Origin of the sequence: Microbispora sp. NPDC046933 (assembly GCF_040644635.1) — a bacterium.
Classification (GTDB): Bacteria; Actinomycetota; Actinomycetes; order Streptosporangiales; family Streptosporangiaceae; genus Microbispora.
Map to the genome: position 1 here is coordinate 362,249 of NZ_JBEYWW010000003.1, position 15,619 is coordinate 377,867.

The window sequence follows — 15,619 nt, forward strand, 5'->3', positions numbered from 1 at the left end:
CGATTGCGCCCGAGCCGTTGGCCGAGTTGTACCACAGGATCCGGCTCCCCACGACAACGACGTGGGTCCAGTGCGAAGAGAACGCCCCCGCCGGATATGAACGCAGCGTCACGTGACTATTGCTGGTCTCGTCGATGGTGCCGATTGCGCCCGAGCCGTTGGCCGAGTTGTACCACAGGATCGGGGGCGTTGTGGTAGCCGCGCCGACCGGTGAGGCTGTGCCCGCCAACGCGAGTGCGGCGAGCACAGCAAGTAAGACCGCTAGGACGCGTTCACGCGTACGTGGCATTCCTGATCCTTTCGTTGGATGAGGCTAGTCGCAGGTACGTAGCTGTGGCATTCGTGGCTGGAGCTGCGACAGGCCACGCCCACGCGGTGGCCTGTCGCACTACGGATGGCGCCGGGAGAGCGGTGATACAGCGAATTTCCCGCGAGTTTGCCGGCGGGCCGCGGCCGGGGCCCGATCCGGCCGGGGCGCGGTCGCCCCTGCAGGAGCCGGCGCGGTCGTCTACGGCTGGGGGTCGATCCAGCCGGTGATGACGGCGGCCCCGGCGGACGTGCGGACGTGCAGCCGGAAGCGCCCGGCCGGAACCGGTCCGATCACGAACCAGCCGACCTCGTCGACCGGGACCTCCCGGACGGGGCCGTCGTCGTCCCGCACGAGGACCGCGCCGGGCTGCGCAGGCACCAGCTGCCCGCGCACCGCGACGGGAGCGGGGAGTCGAGCTGCACCTCGGCCAGCTCGGCGTCGGCGGTCCGCCACGCGAAGGCCGCCTTCCCGGCACGCACAAAGGACTCGGGCACCCGGGCCTCGCGCACCGCGTGCCCCAGCTCCTCGAGCAGCCGGTCGTCGTCGTCCCACCAGCTCGGTACGTCCGTCACGCCGTCGCCCCCGTCCACGTCGACCGCCTAGGTCTAAAACTGACGGAGGTTGTTGACACCCCGGGTCTCCGATTATTACGGAGACTTCCATGCCCCCATCAGCCGAGCAGCAGCTCGATCGCCAGGCCCGCCACCGCCTGGCGATCATCCGTCACGCTGAAGAGGTCACCGGCAACGTCGCGCAGACCTGCCGGTACTACGGAATCAGCCGCAACGCCTACTACATCTGGTACCGCCGCTATCAAGCCGAAGGCATCGAGGGCCTGCGCGACCGCTCCAGCAGGCCCAAGACCAGCCCGAACGCCACCCGCACCGACGTCGTCAGAAAGATCATCCATCTACGGCAGCACTATCACTTCGGTCCGCAGAAGATCCAGATGTACCTCAAGCGCTACCACGACATCGACATCAGCAGCTCGGGCGTGTGGCGCATCCTCAAACGCCTGGGCATGAACCGCCTGCCGGCCTCGCAGCGCTACAAGCGCCGCGACAGGCGCTGGAAGCGCTACGAGAAGCAGCAGCCCGGCCACCGGGTGCAGATCGACGTGAAGTTCATCGAGCCGCTTGCCCCAGCCGCGGGCCAGCCGGCAGCCGCCTCCTCGACGACAGGGCGGCCGACCACTCCCCGGCGCAAGAGGTACTACCAGTTCACCGCCATCGACGACTGCACCCGCCTGCGGGTGCTGCGCATCTACCCCCAATGCGACCAGAAGACCGCCATCCAGTTCCTCGACTACGTCCTGGAACGTCTGCCGTTCAAAGTCGAGGTCATCCAGACCGACAACGGCGCCGAGTTCCAATCAGCCTTCCACTGGCACGCCCTGGACAAGGGCATCGCCCACAGCTACATCAAACCCCGCACCCCACGACTCAACGGCAAGGTGGAGCGGTCACACCGCATCGACGCCGAGGAGTTCTACCGCCTTCTCGACGGCGTGCTCATCGACGACACCGGTGTCTTCAACGACAAACTCCGCGAATGGGAGGACTACTACAACTACCATCGCCCTCACGAAGCCCTTGGCGGCCAAGCCCCCTACGAACGCCTCAAGCAGAAGACGACCCAGGTGTAACCCGGCCCCGTCAGTTGCACACCTAGCGCGCGTCGACCGGGTGGGAGGACGAGCTCGCCACGCTGGCCCACCGCCTGCAGGTCCTGGCCGGGCAGATCGCCGATGCGGCCCGCGACCACGCGCGCACGGTTGCCGGCTACAGCCACGCGACCCGGATCGCCGGGACCGCGCCGCAGATTCGTCGTGCGCTGGCGGCCGCCGCGGCGGACGACGAAACCGGCTGACGCCCGTCTGTCGTTTTGTAGCGGAGGCCGCGCCGCGGCGCCGGGCGCCTCTCTTGCGCGCGCATGTACGCGCGTACCTGCGCGGGCAGGAAGGCCCGCGAACCACCTGGAGGCGCTGCGCGAGGCGCACCGTGCCGAGTCCGAGCGGCTGCTGGAGGTGTTCGGCCACGTCCTGTCGGTGGTGAAGCCGAGATCGCCCAGAGGCTGGTGCCCAGGCCCACCGCGAGTGCCCGTACTCCGCCTGATTTTCCGCACTCTGGTCACCGCTGGCGATCCGGCTCATCCTTGGGGTGGGAGGTGCCGGCATGCTCTACCGGATCTTGGCGGACACGATCACGAGCTGGGTGGACGCGGACATCCCCCGCGACGACGGCGAGCGGCCCTCGGGCACGCGGCTGCGGGGGGCGTGGGCGTCGGGCGGTCCGTGCTCCTCGCTGGAAGGGCTGCGCCTGCCGCCGCTGAACAACCGCCGACTCCGGTTCTGGTACACCGAGGAGGGCTGGCGTGTGTACGGCCGGGCCCACTGGGCCGAGCTGCGCGAGGCGGGTCACACCGTACGGGTGATTCGCGTCAAGAACGCTCCCGGCTCCCGGGTGGCCTACCGCGACCGCTACCAGGTCGCCCTCCTCCCTCCATCACCGGGAAGGCGCTGACGACCGCCACCGGATCCCGGCGAGGCGATCCCACACCCGGTCCGGGCTCTGTCCCGTAATCGGTGGTGGCGCCGTGCAATCACCTGCCAGCCTGAGGCGCGTGCGGAAGACAAATGTCTGGTGGGTCTGGTGTTCTCAGGGCTGTCTGATCTGGTCATCGAGGACGTAGCGGACGAGAACGACCTCATTCGGGTCCTGGCCGCACTCGGAATGAGCCTGTGCCGTGCCCAGTATGCGGGGTGCTCGCCGCCGTGTGCACGGCTTCTGCGGCCGTACGGTCACGGACCTCCCGGTCGACGGCCGGAACCTGGCCGTGCCGCTGAGAGTACGGCGCCTGGTCTGCCCGGTGCTGGGATGCCCACGTCAGACGTTCCGTGAACTGGTGCCCGGGCTGCTAAAGCGCTACCAGCGCCGCACCAACCGGCGCACCGGCCAGCTGGGAGCGATGGTGAGAGAGCTCGCGGGCCCGGCAGGCGCTCGTCTGTCACAGGCGCTGGACATCGCGATCTCGAGATCCACGGCGCTGCGGCTGCTCATGCGCTTGCCGCTGCCGCCACCGCGGGTCCCCCGCGTGCTCGGGGTCGATGACTTCGCTCTCAAGCGCCGCCACCGATACGTCACCATCCTCACCGACGCCGAAACCGGTGAACGCATCGACGTTCTCCCCGGCCGTGGTGCCGACGCCCTTGAGGTGTGGCTGCGTGCCCACCCGGCGTGGAGATCGTCTGCCCCGACGCGGTGCGCGGGCAGCTGGTGCCTGCGCAGCCCGGCGCGGTCCTCGTGCGGGACGACGACGGCCCCGTCCGGGAGGTCCCGGTCGACGAGGTCGGCTGGTTCGTGATCGGACCGGTTCCGGCCGGGCGCTTCCGGCTGCACGTCCGCACGTCCGCCGGGGCCGCCGTCATCACCGGCTGGATCGACCCCCAGCCGTAGACGACCGCGCCGGCTCCTGCAGGGGCGACCGCGCCCCGGGCGGATCGGGCCCCGGCCGCGGCCCGCCGGCAAACTCGCGGGAAATTCGCTGTATCACCGGTCCCCCAGCGCCGTCCGTAGTGCGACAGGCCACCGCGTCAGCGGTGACGTACCGCATCGGAAGGACCAGGATCGTGAGCGATCCCGCACGAGCGATGAGCAAAGAAGACGCCTACGCCGAGCTGCTCGACCTGCAGTCGGGCGACGTGATCCGGCTGGAGGGGGCGAGCAGCCCGGACGGGGGGTGAGCCTGGACGGCTGGGACGGCGAGGATTTCCAGGACGGCAACGTCGCCGGAGTCGTCATCCGCTACCTGGAGTCGGGCACCTTGAGAATCGGGCAGCCCGAGCATCCGTCGGCGCCCGACCAGCTCGCACGACGGGCTCTCCCTGAAGGTGCGCCTGACATCACCAGCCTGCTTGAGATCATCAAGTTCCCCGGGGCCTGGTCGCCGGCGTCGGGGCATCGTCGCCCGGTTGTCAGGCGGATGGTCCAACTAGTGAGGAAGCAGAGGAATTGCAGCACGCCCGATCCCCCTTTTTTCTGCAGGGGAGGCTCTCCGGCGACGACCAAACCGATCGAAAGGCTGGCGAAGTGCCACCGGACGGCGCACCATGGACATTGCCGCCGACCCCGAGGAGACGGCGTGAGCATGTCACCGGATAATTCCCGCCTAGTCGTCATTTACCCAACACAGCTCGCGGGGACGGTGCTTCCTGTGGAACCCGGACGCCGCTCGCTTGGCCGCGGGCATGCCGCCGATCTACGACTCGACGACCCCCATCTCAGTTCCATCCATGCCGCGCTCACCGCGGCAGGCGGCCAGACCAGCATCGAGGACCTGGGATCACGTAACGGCACGTCGGTTAACGGCGAACCGGTATGGCGGCCGAGGGTCCTGCGTGATGGCGACGTGATCCAGTTCGGCATGGTCCGCGCGCGGTACGAGGTCGGCGGGAGCACCGGCATGTTGCCGACCGCTCGGGCTGCGCAGGAGGGGCCGGTCCGCTTCGACGTCGGCCGGCAGACGGGCGGCCAGATCAATAACGTGGGGCGCGACCAGTACAACCACTTCTTCCAGCAGCGGGAGAGCTTCCTGCGGGAGGCCGCAGCGGCTCGCACTCGAGCACGGCGCTTGATCTATCTGAGCTTGGCGATGATGTTCGCCGGAATCCTCGTCTACGGCTTGAAGTTCTTCGGCACTTTCAGAAGTGTCATAGCGAGCGCGCAGAGCACGCGCCCGCCAGACCTGAGCGAGGTATTCGGGGACGTCCTGGGGCCGGTCTCCTTGAGCGCGCTGGCCGTGGCGGCAGCGGGCAACATGCTCTTCTGGGTCGCACTGATCATGCACATCGTCACCGCCGCACGTCGCAGGCGAGTAGACACCGACCCCCGGCACGCCTGGAACGCTCCGGTCCAGTAGAGACGAGTTGGAGGATGGAGTTGACGTTCAACATCGGCAACCAGCAGGCCGTCAACATCAACAACGTGGGCGGTGATCAGACCATCCATGGCGGCCAGCAGGGCACGTTCCTCGCGGGAGAACCCAGTGAGTGGGCCGCGTCGCTGGTGACCCGGCTCCAGGCTCTCGGCCTGCCGTCAGAGGCGGCTGAGGCAGAGGCCGTACAGACCGAATTGGACCGCGCACAACCCGACCGCCAGAGCATCGCCACCCGCTTGACCAGGCTGACCGAGGCTCTGACATCGGTGGGGGCGCTCGCCACGGCGGGAGAGTCCTTGCGCGGGCCCTTGATGGCTCTGGCGGGCTGGCTGGGGGCGCTCGGAGCTCCCATCTTGCGCATGCTCACAGGCTGAGCGCGGCGGACGAGGTCCCCTGGATACTTCGAGGGCGTGTCATCGAAATGCGTGTCAGGACATGACCATCGGGTCACGACCACGAAGGTGATGTATGAGCCTGCCACCGTGTGATTCGTTTTTGCAGGTTAAGCGGTGAGGGTGCCGGGGAGCTGTTCCTGGTTCGGTGTGTCGCCGCGGATCACGCGGAGGCGTGCTTTGGCCAGGACGTCCAGGCCTATGTAGCGGCGGGCTTCGGTCTATTCGTCGGTCTGTTCGGCGAGTACGGCGCCGACGAGCCGGATGATGGCGGCGCGGTCGGGGAGAATGCCCACGACGTCGGTGCGGCGGCGGATCTCCTTGTTCAGCCGCTCTTTGGGGTTGTTGGACCAGATCTGCTTCCAGGTTCCCCGGGGGAGGGCGAAGACCAGCAGGTCGTCGCGGGCGCCATCGAGGTGGTCGGCGGCGGCCGGGTACTTGGCCGCCAGGGTGTCGATGACCCAGGCGTGCTGCGTGCGCACCTGTTCGGCGGTCGGCTGATCGAAGATGGTGCGGACCAGGGTGGCCACCCACGGCTGGGCCGACTTGGGCACGGTGGTAAGCAGATTGCGCAGGACAGTAGTGCGGCAGCGCCGCCAGGAGGCTCCGGGAAGGGTTGCGCCGATCGCCTCCACCAGGCCGAGGTGGGCATCGGAGATGACCAGCTGAACGCCGGACAGGCCGCGGGCGACCAGGCCGCGTAGGAACGCCAGCCAGCCCGCACCGTCCTCGCGTGCGGTGACCTCCAGCCCGAGGATCTCCCGCTGGCCGTTGGCGTTGACCGCGGTGGCGACCAGGGCGTGCACGTTGACCGTCCGGCCGCCTTCGCGACCTTCTGCCTGAGGGCGTCCAGCCACACGAAGGTGTACGGGCCGCCGTGCAACGCCCGGGTACGGAAGGCCTCCACCTGCTCATCCAGCACCTTGGCCATGGCCGAGACCTGGCTCTTGGAGATGCCGCCGATCCCGAGCTGCTCGACCAGCTTGTCCGCCCGTCGCGTGGAGACGCCCAGCAGATAGGAGGTGGCCACGACGCTGACCACGCTTGCTCGGCCCGGCGGCGGCGTTCCAGCACCCAGTCGGGGAAGTAGAACCCTGCCGCAGCTTCGGGATGGCCAGATCGACGATGGCGGCCCGAGTGTCCCACTCCCGCTTGCGGTAACCGTTGTGGGAGTTGGTCCGCTCGCTGCTGCGCTCGCCGTAGGAGGCGCCGTTCACGACGCCACGCCCTACCAGCGGAAACTCTTACACCACTCCCGTGGACGCAACCCGGCGGGGCGCGCCACCATACATCTCCGCTCCCTGAATACGGTCGAATGGCGGGCCCGAAGGGTACGCACTGTGCGCGCCGCGGAGATGGGATGGCCATTCACGATCTCGAGGCCCCCGCGAGCAGCGAAGCCGCGACAAGCGCTGTCAGGACCACCACGCGCCGGTCGTTCGACTTCGGTGACCACAGGTTGCACCAGCCGAGCGGGTTGCCGAAGCCGAACTGCTCAGCCGTTCAGGGAGCCGACACAGCCGCCCCCTCACGCTCAAAAAGGTCGCGCGGCGGCGTGGCCACCACCGCCTCGTCAGCCGGCGCCGATGCACACGAAGCCGGCCGCTGCGGCGGCCGTCCGCGGGTCGTCGCCTCGGACAGCCCGCTGGGCCTCGGCGAGCGCGGCGGCGGGCGGGCGCCCGGTGGCCAGCCGCTCGTGGAAGGCCACCATGACGGGGGTCGTAGCCGCGTCGGGGATCGGCAGCACCGAGGCGACGAGCTGGGACGTGCCGCGGGCGAGGAACGCCACGGCGAGACCCATCAGCTCGTCGCCGGTGCGTACCACGGAACGACCGCTGTCGCAGGCCGCGAGCACCAGCGTGTGCGGTACCCGCGGTAGCCGTTCCACGTCGTAGGCCATCAGCGGCCCGTCGGCGAGCGCGATGCCGGAGAACAGTGGGTTCTCCGCCGACAGGTGGCCGTGCGCGGCGAGATGCACGAGCCCGGCCCGCGACAGGGCAGCCGAGACCGCCTCGACCGACGCCGCGGTTCCGGCGAGCACGGTGCCGTCGTGGATCGCGCCGACCGCCGTAGCCTCGGGCCCCGCGGCCGGCAGCCGCGGGCCCGCCACCGCGACCACCCCTCTTCCGGACGCGACGCCCGCGCGACCCAGGTGCGCCCCGCCCCCGCCGTCACCGTCCGTTCCGTCGGCAGAAGCGAGGCGGGTCCTGGCGAGCTGCCACAGCGTCGCGGACGGCGCGACGGTCACGGGCCGTCCCGCGCAGGACGGCAGGAGGGACCACGGCAGGCTGTGCAGCGGCCCGGTGGGCACCACGACGAGCGGACGGTCGCCGATCTCGGCCAGCGGCCCGAGCAGCAGGGCGTCGAGCCGGGCGGCCGCGGCGTCCAGCAGCGCGACGGACGCGGCCAGCACCTGGGGCCGGGCATCCGGGCGCGCGTTGCGCCGCACAGCGAACGTAAGTCGCTCGATCAGGTCGGCCACCTCGGCCGTCGCCCCGAGTCTGCGGACGACCACTCGGCCGTCCACCACGGTGATCGCGTGCAGGTCGGCGCCCCGGCGGAGGTACTCGACCAGCGCCCACGAACCGAGCGAGGCGGCGAGGTCCCGGGGCGTGACCGGGGCCGCGGTCCCGCCGCCGGGAGTGCCGGAGAGCCGGCGGTTGTGGTCGAGGATGCGCCGTTCCAGGTCCGCCTGCCGGGCGAGCAGCGGGGCGGGCGCCGCCGCCTGGCCGGCCAAGTCCCTCGTGACGGACCGCAGCCGGGCCAGCAGCGCGGTCAGCACCGGGTCGTCGGGCGGGCGGACCGGCGCGGCCAGCAGGCGACTGGCCCGGGCGCGCTCCGACCACTCGAAGAGGCTGTCGGGGCGGCCGGTCTCGAAGGCCACCTCCAGTCCCAGCGCCACGAGGTCGCCCCGATGCGCCGCCGCGTGCACCCGCAGGTCGGTGGCCCCCATCGCCGAGGCGTGCTCGTCTAGGACCCGCAGGCCCGTCCGTACGGCGGCGAGCACGCCGCGCGCGTCGCCCTCGGCCCGCCGTTGAAGCGCCCGCGCGTACCAGCCGCGCGCGCGGACGAGCGCCGGTCCCCGGGAGCGGGACGCCGCCGCGGCCCGGCTCAGGTAGCTGGCGGCCACGTCCGCCGTCCGGGAGCGCCGCTCGGTGGTCAGCTCCACTCTCGCCCGAGCATCACCAGCGTCTCTGGAACGGTCGGGCCCTTTTTCGCTCTGCCGGACGCAGCGCTCAGCGGTTACCTGGGCGGCCACGATCGCGGCGTCCAGCGCGGCCGCGGGCCATCCCGCCGCGTCCAGTGTCGCGACCATGACGTCGATGACCGCCGAAGGGAGGCGCGGCCGACGGCCGGCGGCGCGCTGGGCGGACAGGACGGACAACCGGGCCAGTTCAGTCCATTCCCGTCGCCCCTGGGCGCGGAAGCGGCGCAGTGCCGCACGGGCGTGGCCGAGCGCAGCGGCCGGGTCCCCGGACAAAATCTCGGCCTGCGCGAGCAGCACCTGCACCTCGGGCACCTTGAGCGAGCGGCGCTCGCGGCGGTAGGCGTTTACTGCGCGGGCGGCGGCCGCCTTCGCCTCGGCCGTGAGCCCCACCGACAGCAGCAGTTCGGCCCGGTCCTGGTGCAGCGTGCCCAGCTGGGCGCCGTGTGCGCCGATGATGCGCTCGGCCCGGTCGAGGTGGCGCAGCGCGGCCGGTACGTCGCCTCGCAGCGTCTCCATGAGACCGAGGTTGTTGGCGATCAGGCCGATCGTCAGGGGGCGGCCGAGCTCGCGCGCCAGCGTCTCCGCCTCCAGCAGGTCGCGTTCGGCCGCGGCGAAGGCGTGGCGGTCGGAGTGGACGAGGGCCCGGTTGATCAGCATCCGCTGCACGCCGAGCAGGTCGTCGTTCTGGCGCAGCGCCTGCAGCGCCACCTCGAACTCGGCAAGCGACTCGTCGAGGCGGCCCATGACGTGCAGCACGATTGCGCGCTGCGCGCGGGCGCGGGCGGCGGCCATGCCGGTCAGATCCGGCAGGGCTGTGTCGATCTCGCGCAGCGCGGCCTGCGGCCTGCCCCGTTGCAGGACCGCGAAGGCGAGCTTGTACCGCGCCTCGGCGGCCAGGTCGGCGCGGCCGGCCCGCACACCCAAGGCGGCGGCGCGGCTCAGGTGCCTGATGGCGTTGTCGAGCTCGCCGACATGCAAGAGCGCGTGCCCCCAGGCGCGTTCGGCGGTGGACGCCGCCACGGCGTGGCCCGCGCGGGCCGCGCGCCGTGCGGCCCTCTCGGCCGCCGGGAGACCCGAGACGGGGTCGCGGTCGACCGCGGCCAGTGCCGCCTCGGCCTCGGCCAGCGGCTCATTCGCCGGCTCCGGTGACCCGTCCACCCGTGCGCCGACCGCATCTACCCCGGCCACCGAACCGTCCACCGCCTCGGCTCCCGCCATCGGCCCGAGCGCCGGTTCGGCTCCGGCCGGCGTCTCGGCCCTCATCACCGAGCCGTCCGGAGAGCCGCCGCTGTCACCGTCGGCAGGAACGGCGGGGTCGCGTGCTGGAGCGTTCCCGATGGCTCTTGCGCCCGGCGGCTCTTCCCGCGTTGGATGTATCACGGCCAGCCCTCGTGGTTCCGTCTGAGGAAGTTCGCGTTCCGGACAAGTCATGATCCCGGGAAGGACATTATCCAGATGCCAGTCGACGCGGGCACCACATCGCATCAATCGGACCAACTCATCGTCGACCTCCTGCACCTGGAGGTCGTCGAGCGCATGCTGAACGAGTTCGGCATCGTGCACGCCGCCCTCGCCCCCGACGACCGCGACGAGCTCCTCGGGCTGGCCCGCCTGCGCGACCTCAGGGACGCCGCCGAGGATCCCGTCGAGGTCGGCGAGCTCCTCGCCCTGCTGCGGGATAAGGCGGCCGCCGACCGCGGCGGCTGGGTGCCGACGATCGGCAAGAACCGGGTGGTGGACGCGGTCATCGGGGACGGCCAGTTCGGCGTGCTGGGGCACAAGCCGATGGACGGCGGGCTGCCGGAGCCCGCCAGTCCCGCCGACGTGCCGCAGTCCGCCGTGCACGAGGATGCCGGGCGCGGCGTGCGGGTCGGCGTCGTCGACACCCCGCTCGCGTCCACGGGACCGGTTACGGCGGAGCACGCGCTCCCGTACCGCTCGGGGCACTCCGCGTTCGTGCGCAGCCTCATCCAGCGGGAGGCTCCGGCCGCGGAGATCTCCGTCGAGGGGGTCCTGGACCCGGGCACGGGCCGGGCCGACTCCTGGGACACGGCCCGGGCCATGCTGCGGCTGGCGGCCGCCTTCCAGCCGGACATCCTCAACCTCTCCCTCGGTTGCTTCACGCTATCCGGGGGGCCCCCGCTGGTTATCGCCCGCGCGATCGAGCGGCTCGCCCCACGGGTGCTGGTCGTGGCCGCCGCGGGCAACCACGGCGCGCTTCCCCACCTCAGCTCCGGACGCAGCCGGCGCTCGGCCTGCTGGCCGGCCGCCGTCCCGCCCGTCGTCGCGGTCGGCGCGTACGGCACGGGGGACGGATTTCCGGTCATGTCCGAGTGGAGCCCAGACCTTCCATGGGTGGCGTGCCTGGCACCCGGTGAGGGGGTCGTGGGCTCGTACCTCACGGGAGAGGTCGACGTCGACGGCGGCCCCCAGACCTTCCAGGGCCACGCCCGGTGGAGCGGCACCTCCTTCTCGGCCGCACTCGTCAGCGGCGCGGTCGCCGCCCGCACGGTCCCGGGCTCGGTGACGCCCCGGCAGGCGCTGGACATGCTCCTGGCCGAGGCCGCCGAGGTCCGGCCCTACCCGCTTCAGGGCTGACGCGTCATGCGCGACGATCCGGTCGTCATCGATCTCGTGCTCCGGGCGCGCGAGGGCGACGCCGCGGCATGGGACGCCATCGTCGAGCGGTACGCGCCACTGGTCTGGGGGGTGTGCGGCCGGTACGGCGTGACCGGCAGCGACGCGGACGACGTCGCCGGCGGCGTCTGGCTGCGGCTGGTGGAGCGCCTCGGCACGCTGCACGAGCCGGCCGCCCTTCCCGGCTGGCTCGCCCGCACCACCCAGCGACAGTGCCTGCAACTGCTGCGCGCCCGTAAGCGGCAGGTTCCGGTGGACGAGCCCGAGCCGGACGTCCGCGGGAACGAGGACGGCGTGGACGGCGCGATACTGGCGGCGGAGCGGCGGCACGCCCTGCGCACGGCCTTCGCCGAGCTGCCGGCCCAGTGCCGCGAGCTGCTGAGCATGCTGTTCGCCGAGTCGCCGGCCTCCTACGCCGAGATCAGCACCGCGCTCGGCGTCCCGGTGGGGGCGATCGGCCCCAACCGCGGGCGCTGCCTGGATAGGCTGCGCAGGAGCCGGGCGCTGGCCGCCCTTCAGCTGGCCTAGGCGGTCGACGTGGACGGGGGCGATGGCGTGACGGACGTACCGAGCTGGTGGGACGACGACGACCGGCTGCTCGAGGAGCTGGGGCACGCGGTGCGCGAGGCCCGGGTGCCCGAGTCCTTCGTGCGTGCCGGGAAGGCGGCCTTCGCGTGGCGGACCGCCGACGCCGAGCTGGCCGAGGTGCAGCTCGACTCCCTGCTCCCGTCGCGGGAACCGGCGGGGCTGCGCGACGAGCCGCGGCCGGACGGCTCGGGGCCGCGCGTGCTGAGCTTCGCCGCCGGCGAGCTGTCCATCGAGGCCGAGATCCATCCCGACGCGGTGCGCGGGCAACTGGTGCCCGCGCAGCCCGGCGCGGTCCTCGTGCGGGACGACGACGGCCCCGTCCGGGAGGTCCCGGTCGACGAGGTCGGCTGGTTCGTGATCGAGCCGGTTCCGGCCGGGCGCTTCCGGCTGCACGTCCGCACGTCCGCCGGGGCCGCCGTCATCACCGGCTGGATCGACCCCCAGCCGTAGACGACCGCGCCGGCTCCTGCAGGGGCGACCGCGCCCCGGCCGGATCGGGCCCCGGCCGCGGCCCGCCGGCAAACTCGCGGGAAATTCGCTGTATCACCGGTCCCCCAGCGCCGTCCGTAGTGCGACAGGCCACCGCGTCAGCGGTGACGTACCGCATCGGAAGGACCAGGATCGTGAGCGATCCCGCACGAGCGATGAGCAAAGAAGACGCCTACGCCGAGCTGCTCGACCTGCAGTCGGGCGACGTGATCCGGCTGGAGGGGGCGAGCAGCCCGGACGGCGTGAGCCTGGACGGCTGGGACGGCGAGCAGCCCCAGGACGGCAACGTCGCCGGAGTCGTCATCCGCTACCTGGCATCGGGCACCTTGAGAATCGGGCAGCCCGGACACCCGTCGGCGCCCGACCGGCTGGACCCCCGCAACGCGCTCGCCCTGGTGCGGCTGTGCCAGTGGCTGAAGGACACCTACAACGTCGTCGAGCTGTACCACCTCGGGATCTCCGGCGGCGGCGTCGACGAGCAGGGCCGCCCGCGCATCGACTGCCACGGCCATGGCCGCGCGGTCGACTTCGTCGGCGTCAAGGCGGTCACCCAGGACGGCGAACCGTGGGCGTTCACCGTCAACGACAACTGGGGAACCGTGTCGACCCCCGCGACCCCCGGGGGAACCTGGCCGCCCGGGACCGGAGCCGGCACGTCCTACCGGCTCGACAATGAGAACGCCGACCCGTTCACACGCGACTTCTGGCGCGCCCTGTATGAGTTCATCGCCTCGGAGTGGCAGGACCGCACCGACCGCCCCGACGGGCTGGACACGCCCACATCCATCGGCGAGCGCAGCTACATCATGCACCCCGACCACCCGGCCACCGCCCCCGGGACGAAGCACGGCCGAGAGGCCCACAAGAACCACATCCACATGCAGATCGGCGTCACCGGAACGGCGGCCTGAGCATGCGCAACCTGACATTCTGCGACATCCGGCTGCACCCCTCGGCGGTGGACTCCGCCTTCGAGGAGGCCATGACCGGCGACGTCATGCCGGGTGCGGGCGACCTGCCGCACCCGCCCGGCGCACTGTTCGTGCGCAGCCTGTACCGCGAGGCCGGCTACGGGTTCCCGCCGGCGTACCGCTGCGTCGTGAACTCGGTCCTGGTGAGCGACATCGAGTTCTTCGGCATGCGCCCCCGGATCGCTCGGCTCGGCGCCGACGCCAAGAAGCCGCGCCGCCGGCTCGTCGCGGGCGCGGTGCCGGACGAGGAGACGGCGCTGGACGTGCTGCGGACGGGGGAGGCCCACTCGCTGGTGATGGCCGTCGTCCACCTCCCGCCGCGGATGATCCAGGACCCCGTGGAGAAGGAGCTGGTGGCCGCGATCGAGGAGGAGATCGCCACGCCGTCCCGGTTCAGCACGGTGACCGGCGCGATCTGGACCCGCGACGAGGGTGACCAGGGCCGGATCGAGTACCTCATCGCCGCGACGGGCGACTTCGCGGAGATGCGGCTGCGGCCCCGGACGGTCGAGCGGATCGAGGCGGCCGGCGGCACGCTGGTCGAGTCGCGCGGGTTCCGCCACGTCGGCACGGTGCAGGGTGAGCCCGCGCCCCAGGCGGGGCGGTGACGGCCGTGGACAAACTGTGCGGGTTCGTCGCCCCGTCAGGGGTGAAGGCGTACTTCTTCACCGGAGAGCGCTACATCCGGTACGACGTCGAGGCCGACGGAGTCGACGAGGGCTACCCGCTGGCGATCGCCGACCAGTGGCCCGGCCTGTTCCAGGCGGACATCGACGCCGCCCTGCCGTGGAGCGACGGCTCGGTCTTCTTCTTCCGCGGCGACCAGTGCCTGGCGTACGACGTCGAGAACGGGACCGTGCTGGACGGCCCGCGGCCAATCGCCGAGATGTGGCCCGGACTGTTCGAGTCCGGCATCGACGCCGCGATCCTGTGGGGCAGCGGCAACGCCTACTTCTTCCGCAGGCAGGAGTACCAGGAATTCGACGGCGCGACCGGCCAGATCGACCCGCAGGTCAAGTCGGTCGCCGACGACTGGCCTGGAGCGTTCCCGCGGATCGAGACGGCGCTGTGGTGGCCCAGCGGCAACCCGTACATCTTCTGCGGGGACGAGTACGCGAGGCTCGACCCGGACGACGGCTCCATGGTCGAGGGCTATCCCCGGCCCATTGAGGAGAACTGGCGGGGGCTGCCGATCGGGCCGCTGGCCGAGGACGTTCCCGAGCCTGTCACACCGGACGCGCCGACCGGCTCGGCGCGCTCGGTCAGGGACTTCTTCCCCGAGTTCAGCGAACAGTTCGAGGGACGGGTCCCCTACCTGTACCAGGACGTCAAGGGCCTGGTCACCACGGGCGTCGGCAACCTCGTCGACTCCCCCGAGGAGGCGGCCGCCCTGCCGTTCGTGCACAAGGACACCGGGACGCCCGCCACCCGCGAGGAGATCGTGGCCGAGTGGCACCGAATCAAAAACGCGCCCGACCTCGCGAGGAAGGGCCACCTGGCGGCGAAGGCCATGCACACCCTAGAGCTGCCCGGCGCCGCGATCAACGAGCTCGTCCGCAAGCGGTTCGACATCAACGAGGCCCGGCTGTCGGCCTTCTTCCCCGGGTGGGCGGACTGGCCCGCCGACGCCCGGCTCGGGGCGCACAGCATCGCCTGGACGGGCTCGTACTTCCCCACCCGCTGGCCGGGCTTCACCGCCGCCGCGAACGCGGGCCGGTGGGAAGAGGCGGCGGCCCAGTCCCACCTGCGGGAGGACGGCAACCCCGGCATCGCCCCCCGGAACCGGGCGAACCTCCACCTGTTCCGCAACGCGGCCGCCGTGGTCGACCGCGGCCTCGACCGGTCCCTCATCTACTACCCCTCCGCCCTATGAGCGGCCTCCCCACACACTTCAGGAGCAGCGATGCTGAACCCGGCAGGATTTCCACGACCGGCAGCAGACGGCCACGCGGCCGGGGTGCCCACGCGGCATCGCGGAACGCGTCAACGGTGTTGACGTCGGCGCCGGGCACCTCACCGCCGTCACCATGGCGCCGGCGCGGCGCGAGACCCCGGATATCACCCACAGTACGGATCCGAGGTCGGCGAG

The 15,619-nt window shown here is 71.5% G+C and carries 15 protein-coding genes and 2 pseudogenes; 12 read left to right on the plus strand and 5 right to left on the minus strand.

Annotation, left to right across the window (positions count from 1 at the left end; translation table 11 throughout):
- On the minus strand, nucleotides 1–289 hold a 289-nt coding region (locus tag ABZ857_RS06240), incomplete at its 3' end, for a hypothetical protein (RefSeq protein ID WP_357038323.1).
- Nucleotides 290–600: 311 nt separating this feature from the next.
- Nucleotides 601–882, minus strand: a complete 282-nt coding sequence (locus tag ABZ857_RS06245; protein ID WP_357038326.1) for a hypothetical protein — start codon at nucleotides 880–882, stop codon at nucleotides 601–603.
- Between the two features lie 89 nt (nucleotides 883–971).
- On the opposite strand from ABZ857_RS06245, the gene ABZ857_RS06250 reads away from it, so the two are divergent.
- The 6 genes and pseudogenes from ABZ857_RS06250 (at nucleotide 972) to ABZ857_RS06275 (ending at nucleotide 5,619) form a co-directional block, all read left to right on the plus strand.
- Complete coding sequence (locus tag ABZ857_RS06250; protein WP_357038329.1) at nucleotides 972–1,955, plus strand: IS481 family transposase; 984 nt, start codon at nucleotides 972–974, stop codon at nucleotides 1,953–1,955.
- Nucleotides 1,956–2,484: 529 nt separating this feature from the next.
- Entirely contained in the window at nucleotides 2,485–2,832 is a 348-nt protein-coding gene (locus ABZ857_RS06255) for a hypothetical protein (RefSeq protein WP_357038332.1), read from the plus strand.
- Between the two features lie 129 nt (nucleotides 2,833–2,961).
- Nucleotides 2,962–3,544: pseudogene (locus tag ABZ857_RS06260) on the plus strand (transposase family protein); the annotation flags it as partial.
- Nucleotides 3,545–3,546: 2 nt separating this feature from the next.
- Nucleotides 3,547–3,765 (plus strand): hypothetical protein, encoded by a 219-nt coding sequence (locus ABZ857_RS06265; RefSeq protein ID WP_357038433.1) that lies wholly within the window; start codon nucleotides 3,547–3,549, stop codon nucleotides 3,763–3,765.
- Nucleotides 3,766–4,456: 691 nt separating this feature from the next.
- The gene (locus tag ABZ857_RS06270; protein ID WP_357038421.1) at nucleotides 4,457–5,227 is read left to right on the plus strand and encodes an FHA domain-containing protein; all 771 of its coding nucleotides are present in this window, start codon (nucleotides 4,457–4,459) and stop codon (nucleotides 5,225–5,227) included.
- Between the two features lie 14 nt (nucleotides 5,228–5,241).
- On the plus strand, nucleotides 5,242–5,619 hold the full coding sequence (locus ABZ857_RS06275; protein WP_357038335.1) for a hypothetical protein: 378 nt from the start codon (nucleotides 5,242–5,244) through the stop codon (nucleotides 5,617–5,619).
- 239 nt (nucleotides 5,620–5,858) lie between these two features.
- Here ABZ857_RS06275 and ABZ857_RS06280 read toward each other — a convergent pair.
- The 3 genes and pseudogenes from ABZ857_RS06280 to ABZ857_RS06290 all read right to left on the minus strand — a co-directional run bounded on the left by ABZ857_RS06280 (nucleotide 5,859) and on the right by ABZ857_RS06290 (nucleotide 10,108).
- Nucleotides 5,859–6,667: pseudogene (locus ABZ857_RS06280) on the minus strand (IS256 family transposase).
- A complete protein-coding gene (locus ABZ857_RS06285) occupies nucleotides 6,549–6,854 on the minus strand; it encodes a transposase (protein ID WP_357038338.1) in 306 nt (101 codons plus the stop codon). Before ABZ857_RS06285 ends, ABZ857_RS06280 begins: the two are co-directional and overlap by 119 nt.
- A 356-nt stretch (nucleotides 6,855–7,210) precedes the next feature.
- A complete protein-coding gene (locus tag ABZ857_RS06290) occupies nucleotides 7,211–10,108 on the minus strand; it encodes a CHAT domain-containing tetratricopeptide repeat protein (protein WP_357038341.1) in 2,898 nt (965 codons plus the stop codon).
- A gap of 192 nt (nucleotides 10,109–10,300) precedes the next feature.
- Between ABZ857_RS06290 and ABZ857_RS06295 the strand changes: the two genes are divergently transcribed.
- From ABZ857_RS06295 to ABZ857_RS06320, 6 genes are all read left to right on the plus strand, one after another.
- Complete coding sequence (locus tag ABZ857_RS06295) at nucleotides 10,301–11,443, plus strand: S8/S53 family peptidase (RefSeq protein WP_357038344.1); 1,143 nt, start codon at nucleotides 10,301–10,303, stop codon at nucleotides 11,441–11,443.
- Nucleotides 11,444–11,449: 6 nt separating this feature from the next.
- A complete protein-coding gene (locus ABZ857_RS06300) occupies nucleotides 11,450–12,010 on the plus strand; it encodes a sigma-70 family RNA polymerase sigma factor (RefSeq protein WP_357038346.1) in 561 nt (186 codons plus the stop codon).
- 27 nt (nucleotides 12,011–12,037) lie between these two features.
- On the plus strand, nucleotides 12,038–12,520 hold the full coding sequence (locus ABZ857_RS06305; RefSeq protein ID WP_357038349.1) for a hypothetical protein: 483 nt from the start codon (nucleotides 12,038–12,040) through the stop codon (nucleotides 12,518–12,520).
- Between the two features lie 173 nt (nucleotides 12,521–12,693).
- A complete protein-coding gene (locus tag ABZ857_RS06310) occupies nucleotides 12,694–13,470 on the plus strand; it encodes a hypothetical protein (RefSeq protein ID WP_357038352.1) in 777 nt (258 codons plus the stop codon).
- 2 nt (nucleotides 13,471–13,472) lie between these two features.
- Entirely contained in the window at nucleotides 13,473–14,138 is a 666-nt protein-coding gene (locus tag ABZ857_RS06315; protein ID WP_357038355.1) for a hypothetical protein, read from the plus strand.
- 5 nt (nucleotides 14,139–14,143) lie between these two features.
- Nucleotides 14,144–15,403 (plus strand): hemopexin repeat-containing protein, encoded by a 1,260-nt coding sequence (locus ABZ857_RS06320; RefSeq protein ID WP_357038358.1) that lies wholly within the window; start codon nucleotides 14,144–14,146, stop codon nucleotides 15,401–15,403.
- Nucleotides 15,404–15,619: the final 216 nt, after the last annotated feature.

Coding starts and splice junctions, on each gene's coding strand:
- ABZ857_RS06290 (WP_357038341.1), bottom strand. CDS start 10,108: ATGAGGGCCGAGACGCCGGCCGGAGCCGAACCGGCGCTCGGGCCGATG.
- ABZ857_RS06250 (WP_357038329.1), top strand. CDS start 972: ATGCCCCCATCAGCCGAGCAGCAGCTCGATCGCCAGGCCCGCCACCGC.
- ABZ857_RS06295 (WP_357038344.1), top strand. CDS start 10,301: ATGCCAGTCGACGCGGGCACCACATCGCATCAATCGGACCAACTCATC.
- ABZ857_RS06300 (WP_357038346.1), top strand. CDS start 11,450: ATGCGCGACGATCCGGTCGTCATCGATCTCGTGCTCCGGGCGCGCGAG.
- ABZ857_RS06255 (WP_357038332.1), top strand. CDS start 2,485: ATGCTCTACCGGATCTTGGCGGACACGATCACGAGCTGGGTGGACGCG.
- ABZ857_RS06275 (WP_357038335.1), top strand. CDS start 5,242: ATGGAGTTGACGTTCAACATCGGCAACCAGCAGGCCGTCAACATCAAC.
- ABZ857_RS06315 (WP_357038355.1), top strand. CDS start 13,473: ATGCGCAACCTGACATTCTGCGACATCCGGCTGCACCCCTCGGCGGTG.
- ABZ857_RS06270 (WP_357038421.1), top strand. CDS start 4,457: ATGTCACCGGATAATTCCCGCCTAGTCGTCATTTACCCAACACAGCTC.